The organism is Streptococcus milleri, from assembly GCF_900636525.1.
GTDB classification, from domain to species: Bacteria; Bacillota; Bacilli; order Lactobacillales; family Streptococcaceae; genus Streptococcus; species Streptococcus hominis.
The window spans coordinates 735,053-758,065 of sequence record NZ_LR134288.1; the positions used below are offsets into that span (position 1 = coordinate 735,053).

Sequence of the window (23,013 nt, forward strand, 5' to 3'; positions counted from 1 at the left end):
TTATGTTGAAAATGAATCTTGCTAATCTGCAACTTTTCGCCCACAAAAAAGGTGGAGGTTCTACATCTAACGGACGCGATTCACAAGCAAAACGTCTTGGAGCTAAAGCGGCTGACGGACAAACTGTAACTGGTGGATCAATTCTTTATCGTCAACGCGGTACTCACATCTATCCAGGTGTCAATGTTGGACGCGGTGGAGATGACACTTTGTTTGCGAAAGTGGAAGGCGTTGTACGCTTTGAACGCAAAGGTCGCGATAAAAAACAAGTTTCTGTTTACCCAATTGCGAAATAAGAATTGAAAGTCCCTACCTCATGGTATGGGTCTTTCTTTTGGAAATGATAATTTGAAAACGACAAAAGAAATGTAGATAAAACGAACAATCTTCATCTCATTATAAGATAGCTGTGAACAACTTTGCAGCTATCTTTATTTTAAGTACATTTTACATGTGTTTTTCATGTATTTTAGTATCATATTAGTTGAATTATTCCAATTATCAAAGTATAATATATAATGATATCTTTAACGTGATTACAAGTAATAATATAGTTGTAATTAGTAATAAAACTCTTCTGTTTCCATATATATATAGTTATACCTTCAGGAATAGATAAGATAAATAATTTATAAAAAGGATACTAGCATGTTTAGAAAAAATAATGAACTTCAAGGTCATGGCTCAATTCGTAAAAATAAAATTTACGGGACTGTTGGTGTTATTATATTTGGAATAATCGCAATGTTTAGTTTACACAAGAGTGTGGCGGCTGATGATATTGAAAGTCCTAAAACAACAGCACCTATACCTATAGCTGAAGCGTCAGATACAAGTCTTGCTGTACAATCACAAATGGCTAGACAAGGAGATAATACTACTCTGACAACTACAAAGGCTGATTCAGCTACTACTATGAGTTCAACTAGTAGAGCAGCTGCAACAGCACCTACTGCAGCCGTTTCTCAAACAATGCTATCTACTGCACAGACAGAAAATCAAAATCCAAATGTAACAGTTGAAAATCAAAAATTAAAAGATGCTGTAACAGAAGCCAAGAATAATGGGATTGAAGCAAAGCAAGAGGCGACAGAAAATATTGGAACTGCGAATACTGAAGCAGAAGTCGCTACTCTAGAAGCAAAAGCTAATGCGCGTGAAAAAGAACAAGCAAAACGTATCAAAGAAGCGACAGAGAAATACAAAAACGATCTTGCAGCAGCGCAGGCCAATACAACTAAGCCAGGATATCTTAGTGAAGTTGTAACTCAAGGATTGAAATTTGAAAGTGAACCTAATGCTCATTTATCAATTACAGGTACAACTGAATTTGGTCAACAAGATATGCCAAAAGCGATGTCGTATGAAGAGTATATAAGTAGTGGCAAGACATTTTCTAATAATCCGGTTGCCGCATATACAACCACTTTATCAGGAAGATTTGTGATACCCAAGATTGAAAAAGGTCAGACTATAACTGCTACTTATACAAATCTACAAAACTCAAGCTACAATGGTAAAAAAATTACCAAAGTGGTTTATGAAGTAACAAATTTGAACGAATCGACAGGAATCATCGGCTTTGCTGAGAAAGATCCAACAAAAGGAATCTATACTTTTTATAATTTATCAGCACCGTCTAGGTATGGTGTCAAAATCCGTTTTTATGATGAAGATGATAATCTCATTCAATTTAATCAAGAAAACCCAGCTATATTAGCGCTGACAAGTTTGTCAAAAACGATATATAAGGGACAAACTCATGAGGAAGGGATAACAGATTATAACTTCAAACCAGTAAAAATAACGGGTTCCTATGTTGATAAACAATCTGATAGTCGTTTAGCTGCAACTACTTCTACAGCAGGAATTCCAGATAGCTACGACAATCCTGATTTTTATAAAACTAGTATTGCAGGTGTAACAGAAAATGGTAGTGTTATTTCGTTTACTATGCGTAGATATTCGGAATTTGATAAAGGATATTGGCTAGCCATTACAAGTAAATTGCCTTCACCTTTCGTTTTAACTAAGCCTAATTTAAGTTATAAATTCTTTAGCTATAATAAAGCAGGGACTGTATTACTTGACAATTATATTCAAGGTACAACTACTAAGTTGACAGAAACACAAACGGTTAAACCAAAAGGTACACTTATAGGTGAAGGCTACACAGGAACGCATGAAGACCGAATAACATTCAATGGTAAAGTTTATAAATATGTATCGTCATCTGATAATATAACAGGCACAGTTAAATTAGGAATAACTAATGTATATAATTATTACGTTGAAGTGACTGGAAATGTTATCGTAAATTATAAAAATCAAGCTGGCGAAACTATTAAAGAAAGTGTTGAAGATACTTCTAATGCTTCTATTGATACCGATTACAATACGGAAGAACATCGCAAAACGACGATAGTCACTTCTGACGGGAAGACCTATCGATTAGTGGATTCCCAACTTCCAAGCAACGAAAAAGGGAAGGTCATTGAAGGGACGACCCAAGTGACGTACGTTTATAAGGAAGTGTTGGGAAATGTGACGGTTCATTACCAAGATGAGTCCGGTCACCAGCTGCAAGACGATGTCACAGCCCTTTCCGGAGCCTCCACCAATACGCCTTATGATACGGAAGAACATCGCAAAACGACGATAGTCACTTCTGACGGGAAGACCTATCGATTAGTGGATTCCCAACTTCCAAGCAACGAAAAAGGGAAGGTCATTGAAGGGACGACCCAAGTGACGTACGTTTATAAGGAAGTGTTGGGAAATGTGACGGTTCATTACCAAGATGAGTCCGGTCACCAGCTGCAAGACGATGTCACAGCCCTTTCCGGAGCCTCCACCAATACGCCTTATGATACGGAAGAACATCGCAAAACGACGATAGTCACTTCTGACGGGAAGACCTATCGATTAGTGGATTCCCAACTTCCAAGCAACGAAAAAGGGAAGGTCATTGAAGGGACGACCCAAGTGACGTACGTTTATAAGGAAGTGTTGGGAAATGTGACGGTTCATTACCAAGATGAGTCCGGTCACCAGCTGCAAGACGATGTCACAGCCCTTTCCGGAGCCTCCACCAATACGCCTTATGATACGGAAGAACATCGCAAAACGACGATAGTCACTTCTGACGGGAAGACCTATCGATTAGTGGATTCCCAACTTCCAAGCAACGAAAAAGGGAAGGTCATTGAAGGGACGACCCAAGTGACGTACGTTTATAAGGAAGTGTTGGGAAATGTGACGGTTCATTACCAAGATGAGTCCGGTCACCAGCTGCAAGACGATGTCACAGCCCTTTCCGGAGCCTCCACCAATACGCCTTATGATACGGAAGAACATCGCAAAACGACGATAGTCACTTCTGACGGGAAGACCTATCGATTAGTGGATTCCCAACTTCCAAGCAACGAAAAAGGGAAGGTCATTGAAGGGACGACCCAAGTGACGTACGTTTATAAGGAAGTGTTGGGAAATGTGACGGTTCATTACCAAGATGAGTCCGGTCACCAGCTGCAAGACGATGTCACAGCCCTTTCCGGAGCCTCCACCAATACGCCTTATGATACGGAAGAACATCGCAAAACGACGATAGTCACTTCTGACGGGAAGACCTATCGATTAGTGGATTCCCAACTTCCAAGCAACGAAAAAGGGAAGGTCATTGAAGGGACGACCCAAGTGACGTACGTTTATAAGGAAGTGTTGGGAAATGTGACGGTTCATTACCAAGATGAGTCCGGTCACCAGCTGCAAGACGATGTCACAGCCCTTTCCGGAGCCTCCACCAATACGCCTTATGATACGGAAGAACATCGCAAAACGACGATAGTCACTTCTGACGGGAAGACCTATCGATTAGTGGATTCCCAACTTCCAAGCAACGAAAAAGGGAAGGTCATTGAAGGGACGACCCAAGTGACGTACGTTTATAAGGAAGTGTTGGGAAATGTGACGGTTCATTACCAAGATGAGTCCGGTCACCAGCTGCAAGACGATGTCACAGCCCTTTCCGGAGCCTCCACCAATACGCCTTATGATACGGAAGAACATCGCAAAACGACGATAGTCACTTCTGACGGGAAGACCTATCGATTAGTGGATTCCCAACTTCCAAGCAACGAAAAAGGGAAGGTCATTGAAGGGACGACCCAAGTGACGTACGTTTATAAGGAAGTGTTGGGAAATGTGACGGTTCATTACCAAGATGAGTCCGGTCACCAGCTGCAAGACGATGTCACAGCCCTTTCCGGAGCCTCCACCAATACGCCTTATGATACGGAAGAACATCGCAAAACGACGATAGTCACTTCTGACGGGAAGACCTATCGATTAGTGGATTCCCAACTTCCAAGCAACGAAAAAGGGAAGGTCATTGAAGGGACGACCCAAGTGACGTACGTTTATAAGGAAGTGTTGGGAAATGTGACGGTTCATTACCAAGATGAGTCCGGTCACCAGCTGCAAGACGATGTCACAGCCCTTTCCGGAGCCTCCACCAATACGCCTTATGATACGGAAGAACATCGCAAAACGACGATAGTCACTTCTGACGGGAAGACCTATCGATTAGTGGATTCCCAACTTCCAAGCAACGAAAAAGGGAAGGTCATTGAAGGGACGACCCAAGTGACGTACGTTTATAAGGAAGTGTTGGGAAATGTGACGGTTCATTACCAAGATGAGTCCGGTCACCAGCTGCAAGACGATGTCACAGCCCTTTCCGGAGCCTCCACCAATACGCCTTATGATACGGAAGAACATCGCAAAACGACGATAGTCACTTCTGACGGGAAGACCTATCGATTAGTGGATTCCCAACTTCCAAGCAACGAAAAAGGGAAGGTCATTGAAGGGACGACCCAAGTGACGTACGTTTATAAGGAAGTGTTGGGAAATGTGACGGTTCATTACCAAGATGAGTCCGGTCACCAGCTGCAAGACGATGTCACAGCCCTTTCCGGAGCCTCCACCAATACGCCTTATGATACGGAAGAACATCGCAAAACGACGATAGTCACTTCTGACGGGAAGACCTATCGATTAGTGGATTCCCAACTTCCAAGCAACGAAAAAGGGAAGGTCATTGAAGGGACGACCCAAGTGACGTACGTTTATAAGGAAGTGTTGGGAAATGTGACGGTTCATTACCAAGATGAGTCCGGTCACCAGCTGCAAGACGATGTCACAGCCCTTTCCGGAGCCTCCACCAATACGCCTTATGATACGGAAGAACATCGCAAAACGACGATAGTCACTTCTGACGGGAAGACCTATCGATTAGTGGATTCCCAACTTCCAAGCAACGAAAAAGGGAAGGTCATTGAAGGGACGACCCAAGTGACGTACGTTTATAAGGAAGTGTTGGGAAATGTGACGGTTCATTACCAAGATGAGTCCGGTCACCAGCTGCAAGACGATGTCACAGCCCTTTCCGGAGCCTCCACCAATACGCCTTATGATACGGAAGAACATCGCAAAACGACGATAGTCACTTCTGACGGGAAGACCTATCGATTAGTGGATTCCCAACTTCCAAGCAACGAAAAAGGGAAGGTCATTGAAGGGACGACCCAAGTGACGTACGTTTATAAGGAAGTGTTGGGAAATGTGACGGTTCATTACCAAGATGAGTCCGGTCACCAGCTGCAAGACGATGTCACAGCCCTTTCCGGAGCCTCCACCAATACGCCTTATGATACGGAAGAACATCGCAAAACGACGATAGTCACTTCTGACGGGAAGACCTATCGATTAGTGGATTCCCAACTTCCAAGCAACGAAAAAGGGAAGGTCATTGAAGGGACGACCCAAGTGACGTACGTTTATAAGGAAGTGTTGGGAAATGTGACGGTTCATTACCAAGATGAGTCCGGTCACCAGCTGCAAGACGATGTCACAGCCCTTTCCGGAGCCTCCACCAATACGCCTTATGATACGGAAGAACATCGCAAAACGACGATAGTCACTTCTGACGGGAAGACCTATCGATTAGTGGATTCCCAACTTCCAAGCAACGAAAAAGGGAAGGTCATTGAAGGGACGACCCAAGTGACGTACGTTTATAAGGAAGTGTTGGGAAATGTGACGGTTCATTACCAAGATGAGTCCGGTCACCAGCTGCAAGACGATGTCACAGCCCTTTCCGGAGCCTCCACCAATACGCCTTATGATACGGAAGAACATCGCAAAACGACGATAGTCACTTCTGACGGGAAGACCTATCGATTAGTGGATTCCCAACTTCCAAGCAACGAAAAAGGGAAGGTCATTGAAGGGACGACCCAAGTGACGTACGTTTATAAGGAAGTGTTGGGAAATGTGACGGTTCATTACCAAGATGAGTCCGGTCACCAGCTGCAAGACGATGTCACAGCCCTTTCCGGAGCCTCCACCAATACGCCTTATGATACGGAAGAACATCGCAAAACGACGATAGTCACTTCTGACGGGAAGACCTATCGATTAGTGGATTCCCAACTTCCAAGCAACGAAAAAGGGAAGGTCATTGAAGGGACGACCCAAGTGACGTACGTTTATAAGGAAGTGTTGGGAAATGTGACGGTTCATTACCAAGATGAGTCCGGTCACCAGCTGCAAGACGATGTCACAGCCCTTTCCGGAGCCTCCACCAATACGCCTTATGATACGGAAGAACATCGCAAAACGACGATAGTCACTTCTGACGGGAAGACCTATCGATTAGTGGATTCCCAACTTCCAAGCAACGAAAAAGGGAAGGTCATTGAAGGGACGACCCAAGTGACGTACGTTTATAAGGAAGTGTTGGGAAATGTGACGGTTCATTACCAAGATGAGTCCGGTCACCAGCTGCAAGACGATGTCACAGCCCTTTCCGGAGCCTCCACCAATACGCCTTATGATACGGAAGAACATCGCAAAACGACGATAGTCACTTCTGACGGGAAGACCTATCGATTAGTGGATTCCCAACTTCCAAGCAACGAAAAAGGGAAGGTCATTGAAGGGACGACCCAAGTGACGTACGTTTATAAGGAAGTGTTGGGAAATGTGACGGTTCATTACCAAGATGAGTCCGGTCACCAGCTGCAAGACGATGTCACAGCCCTTTCCGGAGCCTCCACCAATACGCCTTATGATACGGAAGAACATCGCAAAACGACGATAGTCACTTCTGACGGGAAGACCTATCGATTAGTGGATTCCCAACTTCCAAGCAACGAAAAAGGGAAGGTCATTGAAGGGACGACCCAAGTGACGTACGTTTATAAGGAAGTGTTGGGAAATGTGACGGTTCATTACCAAGATGAGTCCGGTCACCAGCTGCAAGACGATGTCACAGCCCTTTCCGGAGCCTCCACCAATACGCCTTATGATACGGAAGAACATCGCAAAACGACGATAGTCACTTCTGACGGGAAGACCTATCGATTAGTGGATTCCCAACTTCCAAGCAACGAAAAAGGGAAGGTCATTGAAGGGACGACCCAAGTGACGTACGTTTATAAGGAAGTGTTGGGAAATGTGACGGTTCATTACCAAGATGAGTCCGGTCACCAGCTGCAAGACGATGTCACAGCCCTTTCCGGAGCCTCCACCAATACGCCTTATGATACGGAAGAACATCGCAAAACGACGATAGTCACTTCTGACGGGAAGACCTATCGATTAGTGGATTCCCAACTTCCAAGCAACGAAAAAGGGAAGGTCATTGAAGGGACGACCCAAGTGACGTACGTTTATAAGGAAGTGTTGGGGTTAAATAATCAAAAAGTGACTTACACGGTCGTTGATGATACAACAGGTACGACTCTAGAAAACCAAGTGGAATTAACGACTGGTGAATCAGGTGCAGAGCTTCCAGTAGCAACACAAAAGAAATACGACACTGTTTTAGCAGGCTATCTGGCTCAAGGCTACGAATTAGTCTCTAAAGATGAATTACCAGCTAAATTTGACACAGACAGCGGTGTGGATCAAAATGTAGTGGTTCATTTGAAACATGGTACGACAGATAGCCAAGAAAACGAGAAAGTGAGCTTGACAGTTCGTTATCATGGAGCAGGTAGCCAGACGCCAGCCGATAATGTGCAAACAGCAACTTGGACACGGACGGTGACGAAAGATAAGGTAACGGGAGATGTTGTGAAGACTACGGATTGGGTAGCTGACAAGGCAACCTATGACGCTGTTCCATCTCCAGTCATTCCAGGCTACACAGTAGATGTGGCAACTGTTTCGGCAGAAACAGTCACTCAAGAAGATATGGTTAAGGATGTTCATTATACTGCAGTCCCAGTAACCCCAGATAAACCAACTCCAACTCCTCCAGTTGTTCCGTCAACGCCGGACAAGCCAACTACTCCGACAGTTGTACCAACGACTCCTACAAAAGCAACTCCAACGAAAACAGAAATCTTGCCAAGCACAGGTGATTCTCAAGTTGGTCCAACGCTTGCAACGCTGACGGGCGTAAGTTTACTTTTATCAGCTTTCGGTTATATTGGTCGTCGAAAAAAAGAAGATTGATGAATCTTTTGTAAACATATAAAAGTGATCTAAAGGTTGAATCATTCGATAGAAAGGATAAGCTTTACAAGCAACTTGGCATAGTTGATTTGTGAAGCTTCCTTTTTTTGTTAAAAGATTGAAACAATATGCTTGACAAAAGAAAGGCTTCATGGTTTAATATACCCCATAAGGGTATAAATGGAGGTGCTTATGTTTCACTTATTTACGAAAATAGATAGTATTTCTACAAGTGAATTGGAACAAAAATTAAAAGAGAAGATTCAACTGCTAGATGTACGAACACCGTCTGAATATCGGCGTGGTCATATCAAAGGCGCAAAGAATGTCCCACTTAATGAAATCGCAAGATACACGCCAGCAACAAATGAAACACTGTATGTCATTTGCCATTCCGGTGTGCGGAGCAAAATGGCAGCCAAAAAGCTAAAGAAAAAAGGCTATGATGTTGTCAATGTTCAAGGCGGTATGAGTGCTTGGACCGGAAAAGTTGTTTAAAAGTGATAAAGGAGGAAGTTGAATGAAAATTATCATTGTTGGTGGAGTTGCAGGTGGAATGTCTGCAGCGACGCGTTTAAGACGGCTAAAAGAAGGCGTTGAGATTATTATTTTTGAAAAGGGCCCATTCGTTTCCTTTGCGAACTGTGGTCTGCCTTACTATGTTTCTGGAGAAATTGCTGAACGCGAAGACTTGTTAGTGCAAACGCCTGAGAGTTTAAAGGCACGCTTTCGTTTAGATGTGCGACCTTTCCATGAAGTGACGGCTATCTCACCAGATCAACATATAGTGACGGTTCGGCATGACGGAAAGGAATTTACAGAGAGTTATGATAAGTTGATTTTATCTCCGGGGGCAAAGCCTTTTGTGCCTCCAATTGAAGGTTTGGAAACAGCTGAAAATACCTATACTTTACGTAATGTTCCTGACCTAGATGAGATTATGTTAGCTTTGGAGAAACAGCCAAAAGAAGCTGTGGTGATTGGGGCTGGATTCATTGGTCTTGAAATGGCAGAAAATCTTCGGAGGCGCGGTTTGAAGGTGACGATTGTTGAAAAAGCACCGCATGTTTTGCCACCGCTTGATGAAGAAATGGCTGCTTTTGTTCAAGCTGAATTGCTGAAAAACGGCATTCAAGTGATAACTTCTCAGTCTGCTACGCGGTTTGAGGAGAAGGGACAGGTCATTGTGCTGGAAAATGGGCAAAAGATTGCTTCTGATGTGACCATTCTGTCTGTCGGGGTGCAACCGGAGAATGCTTTGGCACAGGCGGCAGGTATTGAACTGGGACTGCGTGGCGGTATCTTAGTCAATGAGCGTTATGAAACCAGTCAACCTGATATTTATGCAGTCGGCGATGCGATTGTGGTTAAGCAAGAGATTACAGGAGAAGATGCACTGATTTCATTGGCTTCGCCTGCTAATCGTCAAGGTCGCCAAGTTGCGGATGTGATTGCTGGAGTAGCTCGAAAGAATAAAGGCAGCATTGGTACAGCTATTGTTCGGGCATTTGACATGACGGCAGCTTCAACAGGGCTGAGCGAGCGCATTCTTCGTATGAATGGCCTGCCTTATCAAGTTATTCATGTCAGTGGTAAGGATCATGCTGGCTACTATCCGGGTGCGACTGATGTGACCTTGAAGCTCCTCTTTGAGCCAACAAGTGGCAAAATTTACGGTGCACAAGGTGTTGGGAAAAAAGGCGTTGATAAACGGATTGATATTTTGGCAACGGCTATCAAAGGCAATCTAACCATTTTTGATTTGCCAGAGTTGGAATTTACCTATGCACCACCGTTTGGCTCTGCTAAAGATCCGGTCAATATGCTGGGATATGCAGCCTTAAACTTAGTAGAAGGTTTGAGCGACAATATCCAGTGGTATGAATTGGAAGATGAACTAGCTGCTGGTAAGAAGTTCCTAGATGTGCGGACGGCCAGTGAGCTTCAACAAGGTCATTTGAAAGTGGATACGGTTCACATTCCTTTAAATGAATTGCGTGAGCGTTTAGGAGAGTTAGACAAGTCGCAGGATTATATCGTGAGCTGTCATAGTGGACTTCGTAGCTATATTGCCGAGCGCATTCTCAAACAAGCAGGATTTTCTGTTCAAAATCTAGACGGCGCCTTTGCCTTGTACAAAATGGTAAAACCAGAGGGAGTAGAATATGGAAATTAGTATCACTATGTCTGAATTTTATAAGAAATACCAAGCAGAAAAGCTGTCCATTATTGATGTGCGAGAGGCTTATGAGTTCGCGTCAGGGCACGTTCCGACAGCACAGAACCTGCCTTTGAGTAGTTTGGAGGCAGGCTACAAACAACTCAGCCAGCAGGAGAAATACTATGTCATCTGCCAATCTGGCGCACGTTCTGCGGCTGCGTGTCAGTTTTTAAGTGCGCAAGGATTTGATGTGACCAATGTGGCTGGGGGTATGAATATCTGGCCCGGAGAGGTAGAGTAAAGTAAAAGAAATCCCGATTAAGTGCTATCTTAATCGGGTTTATTCGTATTACAATTCAATAATATGAGCTTCGTAACCAATGGCTTCTAGGAATTTGAGTAGGTCTGTCGTGTTTAAAAAGAGTGTTTTCTCATTGGTATTGGGATGAAAACTCATTCGTTTTTCTGACATGATTTCTTTGTCAAAATAGACTTGAATGTCTTTATCGGCATTGTTTAACAATCCAAATGGAGAGACGACGCCTGCTGGCAACATCATTTTTTTAAATAGACTGTCAGCGGATGCCATGCGGATTCTATTGGCTTTTACCAGTTCTTTAAATAAGTCCATGTCCAAGCGCTTTTTGTCGTCCATGATGAGCAAGTAGTAGGCGGTTTTCTTCTTGTTAGTGAGAAACATCGTTTTGGTGCGGACACCTTCAATGCCTTCGATAAAGCTGTCTGCTTGCTCGGTCGTAAGTGCTGGTTCGTGCTCCACGATTTCAAATGGAATGTTTAACTTGTTTAAGGTTTCTTTTACTTTTGTGTATAAGTCCATTTTACTTGCCTCCTTTGATTTGTTTTATTACTCTTATTATACCATATTGAGGAGGACTTTTTTTTCAATGGTTGGCAACCTGCCCCTAAAAGCAGTCCATTCCGTCGACCGGGTCGCTAGTCTGTCTTAAAAGCGATTCACTCTGTCCGCCGGGCGGACGGTTTGCCCAGAAACAAGTTTGCTTTGTCCGCCGGGCTGACGGCTTGCCTAGAAACAAGTTTGCTCTGTCCGCCGGGCTAACGGCTTGCCCAGAAACAAGTTTGCTCTGTCCGCCGGGCTGACGACTGCCCTAAAAAGTAGTTTGTTGTGTCCGCCCAGCGGATACCCTTTTTAGAGATAATTCTGTTTATTGCTTCATTGTATTTTTTTAAAAAATGAGATGGATAGCTTGAATTGCACTAGTCGTATACCTCAAATAAAGAAACCTCAGCAGTTTTCGTCGCCTGCTGAGGTTATTTTCGTTTGATAAGGTATTGGACGGCTTTCTCTAGTCGCTCTTTTTGTGCTTTAGGGTCGTCCAAAGGATGATTGAGACAGTCGGTAAGATTTTCGGTAATCATCAATTCAATGACCCGCTCGACACTAGAGCGAACAGCAGTTAATTGGGTGATAATGTCTGCACAGTCGCGTTCTTCCTCTATCATTTTTTGAATACCTCGCAGTTGTCCTTCGGAGCGTTTCAGCCGTGTAATAAGTTTTGAGTTTGCCATGTCTTTGTCCTCTGTTTATTTTTTTACATTATATCTTGAATAGACCCCTTTGTCAAAGTTCTCGCTCCGCCCTTTTCATGGTATAATGAAAGAAATAGAGTGTCACTTACAATGGAGTTTCTATTTGAGCAGAAAGCTGCTAGTAACTGGATTTCATGGGTGTATGAAGGTTTAGTTATGCCTTGATTTATGGTATAATGATAAAACACTTGAAAGAGGATAAAAGGATGAATATTCAACAACTGCGCTATGTTGTAGCCATTGCCAATAGTGGCACCTTTCGTGAAGCCGCTGAGAAAATGTATGTCAGCCAGCCGAGTTTGTCCATTGCAGTTCGGGATTTAGAAAAAGAATTGGGTTTTAAAATATTCCGTAGAACGAGCAGCGGCACATTTTTGACACGTCGAGGAATGGAATTTTACGAAAAAGCTCAAGAATTGGTCAAAGGATTTGATGTCTTTCAAAATCAATACGCCAATCCAGAGGAAGAAAAGGCAGAATTTTCCATTGCCAGCCAGCACTATGATTTCTTGCCACCTTTGATAACGGAATTTGCCAAACGCTATCCAAAAGATAAGAATTTCCGAATTTTTGAATCTACAACGGTGCAGATTTTAAACGAAGTTGCACAAGGACACAGCGAGATTGGCATTATCTATCTGAACAATCAAAATACCAAGGGAATGATGCAGCGGATGGATAAATTGGGGCTGGAAGTGGTAGATTTGATTCCTTTTCAGACACACATTTATCTGCGGGCGGATCACCCCTTAGCTGGGAAAGAGGAGCTTACTATGGAAGATTTGGCAGATTTGCCGACGGTTCGTTTTACACAGGAAAAGGACGAATATCTCTATTATTCAGAGAATTTCGTGGACACCAGCGCCAGTTCGCAGATGTTTAATGTGACGGACCGTGCTACTTTAAATGGTATTTTGGAGCGGACAGATGCTTATGCGACAGGCTCTGGATTTTTGGATAGCAATAGTGTAAACGGCATTACGGTGATTCGGTTAAAAGACAATTTGGAAAACCGCATGGTATATGTCAAACGCGAAGATGTAGAGCTTTCACTGGTCGGTGCAGCTTTTGTTGCTGTGATGGAAGAATATTTTGCAAAAAGAGGTAAAAAATGAAACGAAAAGTGACCGTGCCGCTTGTGATTGTGGCTTTGATTGCGCTGGATCAATGGGTCAAGTTTGAAATTGTCAAAAACATTCAATTAGGCGAAGTAAAACCTTTTATTCCAAAGATTTTGAGTTTGACTTATTTGCGAAATACAGGAGCGGCATTTTCAATTCTGGAAAACCAGCAATGGTTGTTTGCGGTAATTACTTTAGTGGTGATTGGAGCTGCTATTTGGTATTTGAGCAAACACATTAAAGGTTCTGCCTGGCTGTTGTCTGGTTTGAGCTTGATTATTGCAGGGGGAATTGGTAATTTTATTGACCGCATGCGCCAAGGCTTTGTCGTGGATATGTTTCAGCTTGATTTTATCAATTTTGCAATTTTTAATGTTGCGGATAGTTATCTGACGATTGGCGTGCTTGTACTGATAGTGATGATGTTAAAGGAAGAGGACAATGCAAGTTAAAGTAGAGATTGGCGGTGTACGGTTGGACAAGGCGGTTGCTGATTTGACACCATTATCCCGCAGCCATGCCAATGAGCAAATCAAAAATAGACAAATCTTGGTCAACGGGCAAGTGAAGAAAGCCAAGTACGCTGTCAAGGCAGGTGATGTGATTACTTATGAATTGCCCGAACCAGAAGCGCTGGAGTATGTAGCAGAAAATCTGCCGCTAGATATTGTTTATCAGGATGAAGATGTCGCAGTGGTGAACAAGGCTCAAGGTATGGTGGTGCATCCAAGTGCAGGGCATACGAGTGGAACACTGGTCAATGCGCTGATGTACCATATCAAGGATTTGTCCGGTATCAATGGTGTTTTGCGCCCTGGAATTGTCCATCGGATTGATAAGGATACATCAGGATTGCTGATGATTGCCAAGAATGATGATGCGCATATCAAGCTCGCTGAGGAATTAAAAGATAAAAAATCCCTGCGGAAATATTGGGCGATTGTGCATGGCAATCTGCCGAACGATAGAGGCGTTATTGAAGCACCGATTGGACGCAGCGAAAAAGATAGAAAAAAACAAGCTGTCACGGCAAAGGGAAAGCCAGCTGTGACACGTTTTCACGTTTTAGAGCGTTTTGGCAATTATACACTGGTAGAATTGCAGCTGGAAACAGGGCGTACCCACCAAATCCGTGTGCACATGGCTTATATTGGTCATCCAGTAGCGGGTGACGAAGTGTACGGACCGCGGAAAACGCTAAAAGGGCATGGACAATTCTTACATGCCAGAACGCTTGGATTTACTCATCCTAAGACGGGAGAAGTCATGAAATTTACAGCAGAAGCGCCAGCTATTTTCCAAGAAACACTAGAGAAATTGAGAAAAGGAATGGAGTGAGAGAATATCTCTTTCTGCTTCATTTCTTTTTTATTTTGCTTGAAATTTTGGTATAATAATGCAATATATCAGCTTTGGAGAGGGTTATGAAATATAAACGAATTGTATGTAAAGTCGGCACCAGTTCTTTAACAAATGAGGATGGAAGTTTATCGAGAGCGAAAGTGAGAGTGATTACTCAGCAGTTAGTCCTGCTACATGAAGCAGGGCACGAAGTGATTTTAGTCTCATCAGGAGCAATAGCAGCAGGTTTCTCATCTTTGGGCTTTAAGAAACGCCCGACAAAAATTGCAGACAAGCAAGCGTCCGCAGCGGTAGGTCAGGGCTTGTTGCTAGAAGAATACACGACGAATCTGTTATTGAAAAAGATTGTCTCGGCTCAAATTTTACTAACACAAGATGATTTTGCGGATAAACGACGCTATAAAAATGCACATCAAGCGATTTCTGTCTTGCTTAACAGAGGAGCCATTCCGATTATCAATGAAAATGATACGGTCTCCATTGCTGAGTTGAAAGTCGGTGACAATGATACGTTGAGCGCTCAGGTTGCGTCTATGGTGCAAGCAGATTTGTTAATTTTATTAACAGATGTTGACGGGCTTTATACGGCAAATCCAGTCAATCATCCTGATGCCAAGCGCCTTGATTTGGTAGAGGAGATTACGACAGATTTGCTTGAAATGGCAGGTGGAGCAGGCTCTTCTAATGGAACAGGTGGTATGCTGACCAAGCTAAAAGCAGCAACGATTGCCACTATGGCAGGGGTTCCTGTTTACATTTGCTCTTCTTTGAAAGAGCAACCCCTCATCGAAGCCGCAGAAAATCAGGGAAATGGCACATTTTTTACTGCTTCAGCCAAAAATATGAAAACGCAAAAACAATGGTTGGCTTTTTACGCTACTAGTCAAGGCTCTATCTGGGTGGATAGAGGAGCAAGCACAGCATTGAGTGAGCAAGGCAAGAGCTTACTTGTTTCGGGAATTTCAAAAATGTCAGGATACTTTTCTTATGATGATATTGTGACCGTCTATGAAAAGGACACAGAGCGTATTTTAGGAAAAGGACGTGTTCGTTTTGGGCAGTCAGCTTTGCAAGATATGCTGAAAGCCAATAAACCAAAGGGAGTGGTAATTCATCGAGACCATTGGATTTCACTAACGCCTGAATTGGAATTATTATTGTCAGAATTTTAAGAGGAAGTAGGATATGAATAGTACACAAGGCTTACTAGAGAAAATCAAGCAAGCAAAAAAATCAATTAACACAGCTTCAACAACTGAGAAAAATAAAGCTCTGTCTTTGATGGCTGATTATTTAGAAGCAGCTACGGACGCAATTTTGACAGCCAATGCGGAAGATATGGCAGCAGCAAGAGGTCATATTTCAGATGTCATGTTGGATCGTCTGTATTTAGATGCCAATCGCATCAAAGACATGGCAACTGGCATTCGTCAAGTGATTGCGTTGCCAGATCCCGTTGGAGACATCTTAGAAGTCTCTCATTTGGAAAATGGACTAGAAATCACTAAGAAGCGGGTAGCTATTGGAGTGATTGGAATTATCTATGAAAGTCGTCCAAATGTGACATCTGATGCAGCTGCATTAGCCATTAAGAGCGGGAATGCAGTTGTTCTTCGCAGCGGAAAAGAAGCGCACAAAACAGCAGCCACAATCGTTTCCGCGCTAAAGGCGGCACTTCGTCAGACCGCTATTTCAGATGATTGCTTGCAGTTGGTGTCAGATACCAGTCGTGAAAGTGCCCAAATCTTGATGAAAGCAAAAGACTATTTGGACTTGCTAATTCCTCGTGGGGGCGCGGGATTGATTCAAGCGGTCGTTGAAAATGCGACTGTTCCTGTTATTGAGACTGGCACCGGAATTGTTCATGTTTATGTTGATAAGGACGCTGACCAAGAAATGGCACTAGAGATTATCAACAATGCCAAAACCAGTCGTCCTTCGGTCTGCAATGCAATGGAGGTTTGTTTGGTTCATAAAGAAATTGCTTCCCAGTTTCTCTCAACATTAGAAGAACGCTTAGTAACTGTTCGTAAAGTGCGTGGGGTAGTACCTGTTCAACTTCGATTGGATGAAACAGCTCGTTCTTTCATCTCAGGGGAAATAGCAGAGCCTAGCGACTTTGATAGCGAATTTTCAGATTACATCATGGCTGTAAAGGTAGTGGATTCTTTGGAAGAAGCTATCACACATATTGAGCAACACAGCACACATCATTCAGATGCCATTATTACCAACAATGCCACCAGCGCAGCGATTTTTACAGAGCAGGTTGATAGTGCAGCAGTCTATGTCAATGCCTCCACACGTTTCACAGACGGTGGAGAATTTGGTTTAGGCTGTGAAATGGGGATTTCTACTCAGAAATTACACGCACGCGGTCCGATGGGCTTAAAAGAATTAACGAGTTATAAATATGTTGTGCAAGGTTCAGGACAAATTAGGGAGTAAAAATATGAAAATTGGATTTATCGGCTTAGGAAATATGGGTGGCAGTTTAGCACGTGTAGTGGCTAGGCAAAAAAATCATCAAATCCTGCTCGCAAATCGAAGTCCAGAAAAAACAAAGCAGATTGCGAATGAAGTGGGTGGCGAACCTGTCACGAACGAAGTCGTTTTTGAGCAAGCAGATGTTATTTTCTTAGGTGTTAAACCCGCCCAATTTGCGGATTTGTTACAAGAATACCATGTTATTTTGGAAAAGCGCAGCTCTGTTTTACTCATTTCTATGGCTGCCGGCTTGACCTTGCAGCAGTTAGAAGCTCTCGTTCCTACACAACATCGGTTAATCCGGATAATGCCCAATACGCCTGTTGCAGTTGGTGACGGTGTTATCAGCTATGCTTTATCAGATGAAGCAACAGAGCAGGATGAACACTTGTTGTGTGAACTATTGGATCCTGCCGGTTTGCTAGTTCATTTAAAGGAGCAGCAGTTAGATGCGGCAACTGCTGTGGCTGGATGTGGTCCTGCGTTTGTTTATCTCTTTTTGGAAGCACTGGCTGATGCAGGGGTACAAATTGGCTTACCACGAGATTTGGCTTTGCAATTAGCGAATCAAACCCTTTTAGGTTCAGCGGTATTAGTCAAAGAGAGTGGTCAACATCCTGCGGTTCTCAAAGATCAGGTTTGTAGCCCAGCAGGCTCAACGATTGCGGGAGTAGCGAGTCTTGAAGCAGATGCTTTCAGAGGAAACATTATCAAAGCTGTTGCTGCATCTTACAAACGCACTCAGGAACTAGGCAAATGACGTAGATTGTTTCCAATGCTTGAAGTATTTTGTGACATTAGAAAAAATCTATAAGAGAAAAACAAATGACTCTTTATACTTTGCAAAAATCTTCAACTTCAAAGTATATGGCGCAATAAATCAACAACATGGCAGTTGATTACTCAAAGCACTAGCGGATAAAGGGGGGATGAAGCAAGTTACAAGGTTGTTTGTTTTTCAAACTCAAAGAGTATTTTGGCGAAAACTTTGTTACTGATTTCGATAGTTTTATCTTCAATCTTAAAAGATTTAGTAGAGCTTTTGACTCACGTGGTTGAAACAATTTCCGAAGTGAAGGACGTTAAATCTTGTAATTTTTATTAAGTATTAAGCCAAAAAGTCTTTTCAAAATTAGTCATTTTATCTCATTTGTCAAATTTTCTATTTTATAGTAAAATGGAAAAGCATGATAAATTCTAGGTGTGATGTCTAGAGATTAGTGAAGGAGAAGTATGAATCAATTACCAAATTGTCCAAAATGCAACTCAGAATATGTTTACGAAGACGGTTTGCTGTTAGTTTGCCCTGAATGTGCATACGAATGGAATCCGGCAGAAGTCGTTGAAGAAGATGATCGTGTCAGAGCAATTGATGCAAATGGGAATCAGCTTGCGGACGGAGATACCGTCACGCTCATCAAAGATTTAAAGGTCAAAGGTGCTCCAAAGGATTTGAAACAAGGGACGCGCGTGAAAAATATTCGGATTGTAGAAGGAGACCACAATATTGACTGCAAGATTGATGGTTTTGGTGCGATGAAGCTCAAATCAGAGTTTGTCAAGAAAATCTGAGGTTGATGATGAAGCGAAATGTGATTTTTTATAGCCGCATGATATTGTTTATGTTAGGGTTTACAGGAGTCTACCTTGAAATCACAAAGCATGGTGGCTTAGGAATGCTGATGTACTACACAGTTTTATCTAACATGATTGTCACAGCTTTTACGGCCTATTTGCTCTATCTAATGGCGCGTTCTGAACAACGTTGGCAAACGCAGTCGCTGTTTCGGCTAAAAGGCGGAGTGACCATGTGTATTATGATTACATGCGTCATTTATCATTTTATGTTGGCACCGCTTGCAACTGATTTTTATCGACTTGAAAATTTCCTTTGTCATTACATTGTGCCACTATGGTTTTTAGCAGATACCTTGTTGTTTGATAAACGCTCACAATATCGTTGGTTTGACCCGATTGTTTGGACGAGTGTGCCTTTGATTTATTTAGCCTTTGCCTTGTTTAATGGTCTAGTCATCAAATGGCCTATTCCAGGTGCAAAAGATAGTCCTTTTGCTTATTTCTTCTTAAATATTCCAAAGTACGGTTGGCCGTATGTGTTGCAATGGTCACTTAAAATCTTTATCGGCTATTTGTTGGCTTGTTTCTTATTTTATGGGTTTATGTCCCTATCCTCGCATAGGAAATTGTCTTCTTAATACTTGAAAATAGATTCTGTTTGAAGAAAACCATTCTTTTTGAATAATTTTCTTCAGACTTTTTTCTTTCCGAAAAATAAATTGCTTGAGACTAAGCTAAAAATATGATATTTATAATAAATACAAGATTTTAGTAAATGAAAAGTTTCATAATTTTTAAATTTAAAAGCAAATATTTTGACAGGGTTAAATTCTAGGTGATAAAATAGTTCAAATTAAAAACGTTTTCAAATAAGAAATAATTTTATTCTGTAGCTTCACCAGCTTTGTTTATTAAACTACAAAAGCTCAAGGAGTACAGAACAATGCCTTTAGAAATAATTACTAAAGAAATATTTAAACAACATTATCAAAAGGCGAGAAGAAAATCCTTTATCCAATCTTTAGAAATGTCTATTCTATTGAAAAAAAGAGGGTATAATGTTGAGTTCATTGGCTTCTTTACTAACAATCAATTACAAGTATCAGCATTATTATTTAGTACAAAAATGGCAGGTGGTCTATACCTAGAAATCAACTCTGGACCTGTTGTCACTAATTATGAGTTCTTACCTAAATTTTTTGAAGAATTAAAAATCTATGCAAGAAAGTTAAAGGCTATGGAGCTTGTTGTAAAACCTTATGATATTTATCAAGTCTTCAATAGTAAAGGTGAGCCTATTAGTACAGAAAAGAAGGAACTTGTATCTATGCTCACCAACCTGAATTACCAATTTGATGGCTTACAAAAGGACTATCCTGAAGGTGAAGGTGATTGGCATTTTGTAAAAGACCTAAATGACTTAACAGAAGAAATATTACTAAAATCTTTTACTAAACAAGGAAAATCATTAGTAAAAAAAGGCTAAAACATTTGGTATAGAACTGCATAAACTTAAACGTAATGAGCTTTATAAATTTAAGCAGATTACTTCATCAACTTCTGAACGTCGCAACTATAATGATAAGACTTTAGATTATTATGAAAAATTTTATGATAGCTTTGGAAGCAATGCAGAATTTATTATAGCGAGCATAAATTTCAAAAATTATCTGGAGCATTTACAAATTAATCAGAATGAATTATCTAAAAAGATTAAATTACTACAAGATTATCTTGAAGAAAACAACCATTCCTCTGAAAAAAACTGAATCAAATTCGAGAACTATCTAGTCAATTTGAAACGTTTGAAATACGAAAAAACGAAGCATACTAACTATTAAAAAAGCATGGAGACGAAAGTACAATATTAGCTAGCAGTCTTTTTATATACACTCCCCAAGAAACGGTCTATCTCTTTTCTGGATCCTATCCTGAATTTAACAAATTCTACGCACCTGCTCTTTTGCAAGATTATGTAATGCGAGAATCAATCAAGCGAGGTATTCCCTGTTACAACCTTTTGGGTATTACTGGTCATTTTGATGGTTCTGACAGTGTACTTCGTTTTAAACAAAATTTCAATGCTTATATCCTTAGACAAATGGGAACTTTTAGATATTATCCTTCCCCGTTTAAACATAAAACTATTCAAATAATTAAAAAAATTTTAAATAGGTAAAACCTGAGATATATTCTCATAATTCTATCATCATCACTTTCATAAAAATGCAAACTGAGAATATTATATATAGAAAGGTTCTCAAATTAAAAATCAGAAGTTCTACTAATGTGTACTTCTGTTTTTTTGGCTTTACATCAACTTTTTATTATATTTTAGTCAATTATTCATCATAAGAAACAATCTTGTGTCAAATTTGCCCCCACACTTTCCTATGAAGTTATAGCACTTGTAATCCCAATAGATCTTTATCTGTATAAAAACGACTCTCACATTAACTTTTCGTTTTAGAGCTGAAAGAATAGGCTTTATTTGAACTTTTCTCAATTTGAGTGTCATTTTTCTGCTAAAATTGAGAAAATTAGGACTTGAGATTCAAAACCTGACGATTACTAGCATATTGTGAAAAATTTTGTTAAGATAGAAAGCAATTAGGAGGAAATCATGGATTTAGTAAAAATTAGAAAAGAAATTGATCAAATAGATGCAGATTTGATTGCCTTACTAGAAAAAAGAATGGCTTTGGTGAGTCAAGTTGCTCTCTATAAACGTCAGACTGGAAAAGCTGTATTAGACACTCAGCGAGAACAAGTAATTTTAGAGAAAGTTGCAAATAGTGTACATGAAAAACAGTACGAAGAAAGCATTGTTCAGACTTTTTCTGATATTTTGAAACATTCGCGTGCTTATCAAGACCAACACATCAAATAACAAAGGAAATTCAAATGAAAAATGCACGTGACATAGAGCTGATCAATAGTGGAAAGCGAGTGGTAGCTATTACCATATTGTCCATTCTGATAGGATTAGTGATCGGAGTTACTGATACGATATTTGGACGAACTCTCATATTTTTAAGCGAAGTTCGGTCAATGCATCCTTTTTACTTGATTCCTTTTTTGGCTTTAGCAGGATTAGCGATTGTATTTCTTTATCAAAAATACGGCGGAAAAAGTAGTAAAGGGATGACCTTGATTTTTGATGTAGGACATGGTGTAGAGAATCATATCCCAAAGCGCCTGATCCCTTTGGTTATATTGACAACTTGGATGACGCACCTTTTTGGTGGCTCAGCTGGTCGAGAAGGAGTAGCAGTACAATTAGGAGCAACAGTTTCTCATTGGTTTGGCAAGAAATTTTCTATTCCCAACACTTCAAAAATCTTTTTAGTCACAGGGATGGCTGCTGGTTTTGCTGGACTGTTTCAAACACCGCTGGCGGCAATTTTGTTTGCAATGGAAGTCTTGGTTGTAGGAACCATGCAACTGACGGCTCTGTATCCTGCAATGATTGCTTCTTTCGTTGCTTCTTGGACATCGCATGCGTTAGGGCTTGAGAAGTTTGTACAGCCAATTTCTGTGCATCTGGTATTGTCACCGACGCTTCTTATCAAATTAGTGTTTCTTGGAGTTCTATTTGGACTTTGCGGCAATGTATTTGCTTATGCTCTCTCATGGTGCAAAAAGAAAGCAGCAATTATTTTTCCAAATCCCTACAAACGGATTGTCGTTATGGGAATATTTTTAAGTATCGTCTTTCTGCTGTTAGATAAAGGTCGTTACTCAGGGCTTGGAACAAATTTGATTGCAGCTAGTTTTGCTGGTCAGCCCGTCTATGTATATGATTGGCTCTTCAAGTTACTTCTAACAGTTTTGACTTTGGCAGCTGGCTTTCAAGGTGGAGAAGTGACACCGCTTTTTGCAATTGGTACAAGCTTAGGTGTGTTGCTAGCAGGTCTATTTGGACTTCCAGTTGGTTTGGTTGCTGCACTAGGTTATGCTGCTGTTTTTGGAAGTGCGACCTCTACTTTCTTAGGCCCGATTTTAATTGGCTGTGAAGTATTTGGCTTTACTAATTTCCCCTATTTTTTCATAGTGTGTGTGGTGGCATTTTCTCTACATCGTCAGCATTCGATTTATGGAGCTCAAAAAATTTGATATTGAAGCATGTTTTCTCCTGCGAGGTTTTAACTTGTAGGAGATTTTTATTTTGTGTTATACTAGAAAAAGCAATATTAGAAAAGGGAAATC

17 protein-coding genes and 1 pseudogene are annotated in these 23,013 nt (G+C 41.4%); 16 read left to right on the top strand and 2 right to left on the bottom strand.

Annotation, left to right across the window (positions count from 1 at the left end):
• Positions 1-2 precede the first annotated feature (2 nt).
• From rpmA to EL087_RS03675, 5 genes are all read left to right on the top strand, one after another.
• Positions 3-296 carry a 50S ribosomal protein L27 gene (rpmA, locus tag EL087_RS03600; RefSeq protein ID WP_003032879.1) on the top strand — a complete coding sequence of 98 codons (294 nt, stop codon included), beginning with the start codon at positions 3-5 and terminating at the stop codon, positions 294-296.
• 352 nt (positions 297-648) lie between these two features.
• Complete coding sequence (locus EL087_RS09325; RefSeq protein WP_232008259.1) at positions 649-8,526, top strand: MucBP domain-containing protein; 7,878 nt, start codon at positions 649-651, stop codon at positions 8,524-8,526.
• Between the two features lie 192 nt (positions 8,527-8,718).
• Positions 8,719-9,024, top strand: a complete 306-nt coding sequence (locus EL087_RS03665; RefSeq protein WP_003024970.1) for a rhodanese-like domain-containing protein — start codon at positions 8,719-8,721, stop codon at positions 9,022-9,024.
• A 22-nt stretch (positions 9,025-9,046) separates the two neighbouring features.
• Positions 9,047-10,702 (top strand): FAD-dependent oxidoreductase, encoded by a 1,656-nt coding sequence (locus tag EL087_RS03670; RefSeq protein ID WP_126406901.1) that lies wholly within the window; start codon positions 9,047-9,049, stop codon positions 10,700-10,702.
• Positions 10,692-10,988 carry a rhodanese-like domain-containing protein gene (locus EL087_RS03675; RefSeq protein WP_106083732.1) on the top strand — a complete coding sequence of 99 codons (297 nt, stop codon included), beginning with the start codon at positions 10,692-10,694 and terminating at the stop codon, positions 10,986-10,988. Before EL087_RS03670 ends, EL087_RS03675 begins: the two co-directional genes overlap by 11 nt.
• A 48-nt stretch (positions 10,989-11,036) precedes the next feature.
• Here the strand turns inward: EL087_RS03675 and EL087_RS03680 are convergent, their stop codons facing one another.
• Together EL087_RS03680 and EL087_RS03685 are read right to left on the bottom strand one after the other, a co-directional pair.
• Entirely contained in the window at positions 11,037-11,525 is a 489-nt protein-coding gene (locus tag EL087_RS03680) for a prolyl-tRNA synthetase associated domain-containing protein (RefSeq protein WP_126406903.1), read from the bottom strand.
• Between the two features lie 452 nt (positions 11,526-11,977).
• The gene (locus tag EL087_RS03685) at positions 11,978-12,235 is read right to left on the bottom strand and encodes a metal-sensitive transcriptional regulator (protein ID WP_106083733.1); all 258 of its coding nucleotides are present in this window, start codon (positions 12,233-12,235) and stop codon (positions 11,978-11,980) included.
• Positions 12,236-12,462: 227 nt separating this feature from the next.
• On the opposite strand from EL087_RS03685, the gene EL087_RS03690 reads away from it, so the two are divergent.
• The 11 genes and pseudogenes from EL087_RS03690 (at position 12,463) to EL087_RS03740 (ending at position 22,920) form a co-directional block, all read left to right on the top strand.
• Positions 12,463-13,371 (top strand): LysR family transcriptional regulator, encoded by a 909-nt coding sequence (locus EL087_RS03690; RefSeq protein WP_126406905.1) that lies wholly within the window; start codon positions 12,463-12,465, stop codon positions 13,369-13,371.
• The gene (gene lspA, locus EL087_RS03695) at positions 13,368-13,829 is read left to right on the top strand and encodes a signal peptidase II (protein WP_126406907.1); all 462 of its coding nucleotides are present in this window, start codon (positions 13,368-13,370) and stop codon (positions 13,827-13,829) included. Before EL087_RS03690 ends, lspA begins: the two co-directional genes overlap by 4 nt.
• Positions 13,819-14,715, top strand: coding sequence for an RluA family pseudouridine synthase (locus tag EL087_RS03700; protein WP_106083735.1), 897 nt, complete (start codon positions 13,819-13,821; stop codon positions 14,713-14,715). Before lspA ends, EL087_RS03700 begins: the two co-directional genes overlap by 11 nt.
• Before the next feature lie 86 nt (positions 14,716-14,801).
• Positions 14,802-15,911: a glutamate 5-kinase gene (gene proB / locus EL087_RS03705; protein ID WP_126406909.1), complete on the top strand. Its 1,110-nt coding sequence runs from the start codon at positions 14,802-14,804 to the stop codon at positions 15,909-15,911.
• Positions 15,912-15,924: 13 nt separating this feature from the next.
• Complete coding sequence (locus tag EL087_RS03710) at positions 15,925-17,187, top strand: glutamate-5-semialdehyde dehydrogenase (protein ID WP_126406911.1); 1,263 nt, start codon at positions 15,925-15,927, stop codon at positions 17,185-17,187.
• A 4-nt stretch (positions 17,188-17,191) separates the two neighbouring features.
• Positions 17,192-17,986, top strand: a complete 795-nt coding sequence (gene proC / locus EL087_RS03715; RefSeq protein ID WP_232008260.1) for a pyrroline-5-carboxylate reductase — start codon at positions 17,192-17,194, stop codon at positions 17,984-17,986.
• 473 nt (positions 17,987-18,459) lie between these two features.
• Positions 18,460-18,798 carry a zinc ribbon domain-containing protein YjdM gene (locus EL087_RS03720; protein WP_003041602.1) on the top strand — a complete coding sequence of 113 codons (339 nt, stop codon included), beginning with the start codon at positions 18,460-18,462 and terminating at the stop codon, positions 18,796-18,798.
• A gap of 8 nt (positions 18,799-18,806) precedes the next feature.
• Entirely contained in the window at positions 18,807-19,442 is a 636-nt protein-coding gene (locus EL087_RS03725; RefSeq protein WP_126408137.1) for a Pr6Pr family membrane protein, read from the top strand.
• Between the two features lie 305 nt (positions 19,443-19,747).
• Positions 19,748-20,983: pseudogene (locus EL087_RS03730) on the top strand (aminoacyltransferase).
• Positions 20,984-21,427: 444 nt separating this feature from the next.
• Positions 21,428-21,694 carry a chorismate mutase gene (locus tag EL087_RS03735; RefSeq protein WP_126406915.1) on the top strand — a complete coding sequence of 89 codons (267 nt, stop codon included), beginning with the start codon at positions 21,428-21,430 and terminating at the stop codon, positions 21,692-21,694.
• Between the two features lie 14 nt (positions 21,695-21,708).
• Positions 21,709-22,920 carry a voltage-gated chloride channel family protein gene (locus EL087_RS03740; RefSeq protein WP_126406917.1) on the top strand — a complete coding sequence of 404 codons (1,212 nt, stop codon included), beginning with the start codon at positions 21,709-21,711 and terminating at the stop codon, positions 22,918-22,920.
• Positions 22,921-23,013 lie beyond the last annotated feature (93 nt).

Bases quoted from the DNA above. Each gene is read 5' to 3' on its own strand.
- rpmA (WP_003032879.1), top strand. From the start codon at position 3: ATGTTGAAAATGAATCTTGCTAATCTGCAACTTTTCGCCCACAAAAAA.
- EL087_RS09325 (WP_232008259.1), top strand. From the start codon at position 649: ATGTTTAGAAAAAATAATGAACTTCAAGGTCATGGCTCAATTCGTAAA.
- EL087_RS03665 (WP_003024970.1), top strand. From the start codon at position 8,719: ATGTTTCACTTATTTACGAAAATAGATAGTATTTCTACAAGTGAATTG.
- EL087_RS03670 (WP_126406901.1), top strand. From the start codon at position 9,047: ATGAAAATTATCATTGTTGGTGGAGTTGCAGGTGGAATGTCTGCAGCG.
- EL087_RS03675 (WP_106083732.1), top strand. From the start codon at position 10,692: ATGGAAATTAGTATCACTATGTCTGAATTTTATAAGAAATACCAAGCA.
- EL087_RS03680 (WP_126406903.1), bottom strand. From the start codon at position 11,525: ATGGACTTATACACAAAAGTAAAAGAAACCTTAAACAAGTTAAACATT.
- EL087_RS03685 (WP_106083733.1), bottom strand. From the start codon at position 12,235: ATGGCAAACTCAAAACTTATTACACGGCTGAAACGCTCCGAAGGACAA.
- EL087_RS03690 (WP_126406905.1), top strand. From the start codon at position 12,463: ATGAATATTCAACAACTGCGCTATGTTGTAGCCATTGCCAATAGTGGC.
- lspA (WP_126406907.1), top strand. From the start codon at position 13,368: ATGAAACGAAAAGTGACCGTGCCGCTTGTGATTGTGGCTTTGATTGCG.
- EL087_RS03700 (WP_106083735.1), top strand. From the start codon at position 13,819: ATGCAAGTTAAAGTAGAGATTGGCGGTGTACGGTTGGACAAGGCGGTT.
- proB (WP_126406909.1), top strand. From the start codon at position 14,802: ATGAAATATAAACGAATTGTATGTAAAGTCGGCACCAGTTCTTTAACA.
- EL087_RS03710 (WP_126406911.1), top strand. From the start codon at position 15,925: ATGAATAGTACACAAGGCTTACTAGAGAAAATCAAGCAAGCAAAAAAA.
- proC (WP_232008260.1), top strand. From the start codon at position 17,192: ATGAAAATTGGATTTATCGGCTTAGGAAATATGGGTGGCAGTTTAGCA.
- EL087_RS03720 (WP_003041602.1), top strand. From the start codon at position 18,460: ATGAATCAATTACCAAATTGTCCAAAATGCAACTCAGAATATGTTTAC.
- EL087_RS03725 (WP_126408137.1), top strand. From the start codon at position 18,807: ATGAAGCGAAATGTGATTTTTTATAGCCGCATGATATTGTTTATGTTA.
- EL087_RS03735 (WP_126406915.1), top strand. From the start codon at position 21,428: ATGGATTTAGTAAAAATTAGAAAAGAAATTGATCAAATAGATGCAGAT.
- EL087_RS03740 (WP_126406917.1), top strand. From the start codon at position 21,709: ATGAAAAATGCACGTGACATAGAGCTGATCAATAGTGGAAAGCGAGTG.